Origin of the sequence: Luteimonas sp. 8-5, assembly GCF_029763755.1 — a bacterium.
GTDB lineage: Bacteria > Pseudomonadota > Gammaproteobacteria > Xanthomonadales > Xanthomonadaceae > Cognatiluteimonas.
Genome location: NZ_JARUVM010000155.1, coordinates 1 through 4,248 on the forward strand (window position 1 = coordinate 1; position 4,248 = coordinate 4,248).

Consider the following 4,248-nt stretch of genomic DNA (forward strand, 5'->3'; position numbering starts at 1 on the left):
TCATCGGCAGCCAGGCCATCGACACGGGTGCATTGTTCGAACGCGACAGCGAAACCCGCCTGGTCGCGCTCGGCGTGGACTGGTCGTTCCTCGACGTCGGCCGCGTGCGTGCACGCATCGCCGCCGCCGATGCCGGCGCGGCCGGCGCGCTGGCGCGCTACGAGCAGACCGTGCTGCGCGCGCTGGAGGACACCGAGAACGCATTGGTGCGCCACGCGCGTGCACGGGTCGAGGATGCGCACCTGCAGAATGCCGCCAACGACAGCGCCCGCGCCGCGGAACTGGCACACGTGCGTTTCGAGGCCGGTGCGACCGACCTGTTCGAAGTGCTCGATGCCGAACGCACCCGCCTCCAGGCGCAGGATGCCTTCGCCGCGGCGCGCACCCGCACCGCGGTCAGCGCAGTCGCCCTGTACCAGGCGATGGCCGGTGGCTGGCCGACGCGGCTCCCGGTGGACCGGCGGGTAGGGCAGAGCGACTGAGCAGGTTCCCGTGGCAATGAAAAAGCCCGCGATCGCTCGCGGGCTTTTTCGTTCGTGGATCGCGGCGTCCGCCGCTCCCACTGCCTGCGTCAGGCCAAGCCGGCCTGCTTCATGACTTCGGCGTGGAAGTCGTCGGCCTGCTTCTCGATGCCTTCGCCCACGGCCAGGCGCACGAACGACAGCACCTCGGCACCGCCGGCGGCCTTGAGCGCGGCCTCCACGGTGACGTTGGTGTCGAGCACGTAGGGCTGGCCGGTGAGGCTGATCTCGGCCAGGGTCTTGGCGATCTTGCCGGAGATCATCTTCTCCAGGATCTCGGCGGGCTTGCCCGAATCCTTGACCTGGGCCAGCGCGATCTCCTTCTCGCGGGCGACGAAGTCGGCCGGCACGTGGGCGGGCGAGATGTACGGCGGGTTCATCGCCGCGACATGCATCGCCAGGCCGCGGGCCAGTTCCTCGTTGCCGCCCTTGACCTCGACCAGCACGCCGATGCGGCCGCCGTGGACGTAGGCGCCGATGGTGTTGCCGGCGCTTTCCATGCGCGCCACGCGACGCACCTGCACGTTCTCGCCGACCTTGGCCACCAGGCCCTGGCGGGCTTCATCGACCGTGCCGGCACCCATCTTCGCGGCCTTCAGCGCCTCGGCGTCCTGCGCGCCGCTGTCGAGCGCGGTCTTGGCCACTTCCTCGGTGAAGGCCAGGAAGTTCGCGTCCTTGGCGACGAAGTCCGTCTCGGAGTTGATCTCGACCAGGACCGCCTTGCCGGCGGCCTGGGCCATCGCGATGCGGCCTTCGGCGGCGACGCGGTTGGCCTTCTTGTCGGCCTTGGCCAGGCCGGTCTTGCGCAGCCAGTCGGCGGCGGCCTGGATGTCGCCGTTGTTCTCGGTGAGCGCCTTCTTGCACTCCATCATGCCGGCCCCGGTGCGCTCGCGCAGCTCCTTGACCATCGATGCGGTGATTTCTGCCATGGGGGATCTTCTCCTTCGGTTTTATTCGGCGGCCGGGGCGTCGGCGGCGGGCGCCTCTGCAGCCGGGGCGTCGTCGGCCTTGGCGGCCTTCTTCGCCGGGGCCTTGCGCGGGGCGCGGCGGGCCGGCTTGTCGCCGTCGGCGTCGCCGCCGAACTCTTCCTCGCGCACGCTGGCGGCCTGCGGGGCGGCAGCCTTGCCCTCGAGCACGGCATCGGCAGCGGCGCGCGCGTACAGCTGCACGGCACGGATGGCGTCGTCGTTGCCCGGGATCGGGTAGTCGACCAGGGCCGGATCGTAGTTGGTGTCGACCACGGCGATGACCGGGATGCCGAGCTTCTTGGCTTCCTTGATCGCGATGTCCTCGTGGCCGATGTCGATCACGAACAGCGCGTCGGGCAGGCGGTTCATGTCCTTGATGCCGCCCAGCGAGGCCTCGAGCTTGTCGCGCTCGCGGCGCAGGCCCAGCACTTCGTGCTTGACCAGCTTCTCGAAGGTGCCGTCGGTCTCGGCGGCTTCCAGCTCCTTGAGGCGGCCGACCGACTTCTTCACCGTGGCGAAGTTGGTCAGGGTGCCGCCCAGCCAGCGCTGGGTCATGTACGGCATGCCGCAACGCTCGGCTTCTTCCTTGACCGAGTCGCGGGCCGAACGCTTGGTGCCGACGAACAGGATCATGCCGCGCTTCTGCGCGATGCCCGAGATGAAGTTCATCGCGTCGCCGAACAGCGGCACGGTCTTCTCGAGGTTGATGATGTGGATCTTGCCGCGGGCGCCGAAGATGTACGGGGCCATCTTCGGGTTCCAGTAGCGGGTCTGGTGGCCGAAGTGAACGCCGGCTTCCAGCATCTGGCGCATGGTGATCTGGGGCATTGCTGTTGCTCCGATAATGGAATCCGCCGTCCGGAAAGGTGTGGACGGTTCGCCGGCCGCGAGGGCAGGCGATGGATCCCGGGGTTGGGCCTCCCTGCCGTCACTGCGTCCGAACTCCTTGCGGAGCACCCCGGCGCAGGGGTTGTCGACAGGTGTGGATTTGCCGGTGTCGCCCGGCATGGCGGCCACCCCGGAGGGTGAACCGGTCGATTATAGGGGGTTCCGGGGGCTTGCGTCGAGGGGGATAATGGGCGGATGTCGATCGAGCTCAAGACCCCCGCCGACCTGGAGAAGATGCGCGTCGCCGGCCGCCTGGCCGCCGAGGTGCTCCAGGTCGTGGCCCCGTACGTGAAGCCCGGCGTGACCACCGCCGAGCTGGACCGGATCTGCCACGACCACATCGTCAAGGTCCAGGACGCGATCCCGGCCAACGTTGGCTACCGCGGCTTCCCGGCCACGGTCTGCACCTCGGTGAACACCGTCATCTGCCACGGCATCCCCAGCCCGGGCAAGGTCCTCAAGGACGGCGACATCGTCAACATCGACGTCACCGTCATCAAGGACGGCTGGCACGGCGACACCAGCCGCATGTACTACGTGGGCGAGCCCTCGGTGATGGCGCGGCGCCTGGTCGAGACCACCCGCGAGGCCATGTTCCGCGGCATCCGCGCGGTCAAGCCGGGCGCGACCCTGGGCGACATCGGCCACGCCATCCAGCAGTACGCCGAGGGCGAGCGCTTCAGCGTGGTCCGCGAGTACTGCGGCCACGGCATCGGCAAGGTCTACCACGACGACCCGCAGGTCCTGCATTACGGCAAGCCGGGGCAGGGCATGGTGCTGAAGGAAGGCATGACCTTCACCATCGAGCCGATGATCAACGAGGGCACCCGCTACGCGAAGGTGCTGCCCGACGGCTGGACCGTGGTCACCAAGGACCGCAAGCTCTCGGCGCAGTGGGAGCACACCGTGGCGGTGACCGCCGACGGGGTCGAGATCCTGACCCGCCTGCCGGGCGACGACAACGACCTGTGAGCGCCGTCCAGCCCCGGCCGGCGGATGACGCGGGCTGGGCTGCCGCGGCGCGCGCCGCGCTCGCCGGAGACGACGCCGCATTCGCCGCCCGCTTCGATGCCGGCGAGGACATCGACCGGTTGCTGGCCGCACGCACGCGCGCCGTCGACGAGTGGGTGCGCCAGGCCTGGCAGCGCTGCATCGGCCAGGAGCCGACGGACATCGGCCTGTTCGCGATCGGCGGCTACGGCCGCGGCGAGCTGTTCCCGCATTCGGACATCGACCTGCTGGTGTTGGCCGAACCGGACGCGCAGCAGGCCCGCCACGACGCGCTGGCGCGGCTGTTCGCGCTGCTCTGGGACGCCGGCCTGCCGGTAGGGCATGCGGTGCGCTCGGCGGCCGAATGCAGCGAGGCCGCGGCCGCCGACATCACCGTGCTGACCGCGATGCTGGAAGCGCGTCCGCTGCAGACCAACGCCGCCGAGGTGGCGCGGCTGCAGGAAGCGATCGCGCCGGATCATGCCTGGCCGCCGCGCGAGTACTTCCTGGCCAAGCGCGCGGAGCAGCGCGAGCGGCACGCGCGCTTCGACGACACCGCCGACAACCTGGAACCCAACATCAAGGAAGGCCCCGGCGGCCTGCGCGACGTGCACACCCTGCACTGGATGGCGCTGCGCGTGCTCGGCGCGCGCGGCCTGGAGCCGCTGGTCGCGCTGGGGCAGTTCGGCGCCGACGAATACGCCACGCTCGAGCGCCAGCGCCGCGACCTGTCGCGCCTGCGCTGGGGCCTGCACCTGGTCGCCGGCCGCCGCGAGGAGCGCCTGCGCTTCGACTACCAGAAGGCGCTGGCCGAACGCCTGGGCCACACCGGCGACGCCGGCAACCTCGCCGTCGAGCAGATGATGCAGGGCTTCTACCGC

The 4,248-nt window shown here is 70.0% G+C and carries 5 protein-coding genes; 3 read left to right on the forward strand and 2 right to left on the reverse strand.

Annotated features, from left to right (window positions below):
* Nucleotides 1–482, forward strand: a 482-nt coding sequence (locus tag QAA18_RS12410) for a TolC family protein (RefSeq protein WP_279413367.1), incomplete at its 5' end; no start/stop codon positions are given.
* Nucleotides 483–571: 89 nt separating this feature from the next.
* Here QAA18_RS12410 and tsf read toward each other — a convergent pair.
* A complete protein-coding gene (gene tsf, locus QAA18_RS12415) occupies nt 572–1,450 on the reverse strand; it encodes a translation elongation factor Ts (protein ID WP_279413369.1) in 879 nt (292 codons plus the stop codon).
* Nucleotides 1,451–1,471: 21 nt separating this feature from the next.
* Nucleotides 1,472–2,317: a 30S ribosomal protein S2 gene (rpsB, locus tag QAA18_RS12420; protein WP_279413370.1), complete on the reverse strand. Its 846-nt coding sequence runs from the start codon at nt 2,315–2,317 to the stop codon at nt 1,472–1,474.
* Nucleotides 2,318–2,572: 255 nt separating this feature from the next.
* On the opposite strand from rpsB, the gene map reads away from it, so the two are divergent.
* Together map and QAA18_RS12430 are read left to right on the forward strand one after the other, a co-directional pair.
* On the forward strand, nt 2,573–3,349 hold the full coding sequence (gene map, locus QAA18_RS12425; RefSeq protein ID WP_279413371.1) for a type I methionyl aminopeptidase: 777 nt from the start codon (nt 2,573–2,575) through the stop codon (nt 3,347–3,349).
* Nucleotides 3,346–4,248: nucleotidyltransferase domain-containing protein (locus tag QAA18_RS12430; protein WP_279413372.1), on the forward strand; the 903-nt coding region annotated here is incomplete at its 3' end. The genes map and QAA18_RS12430, both read left to right, overlap by 4 nt.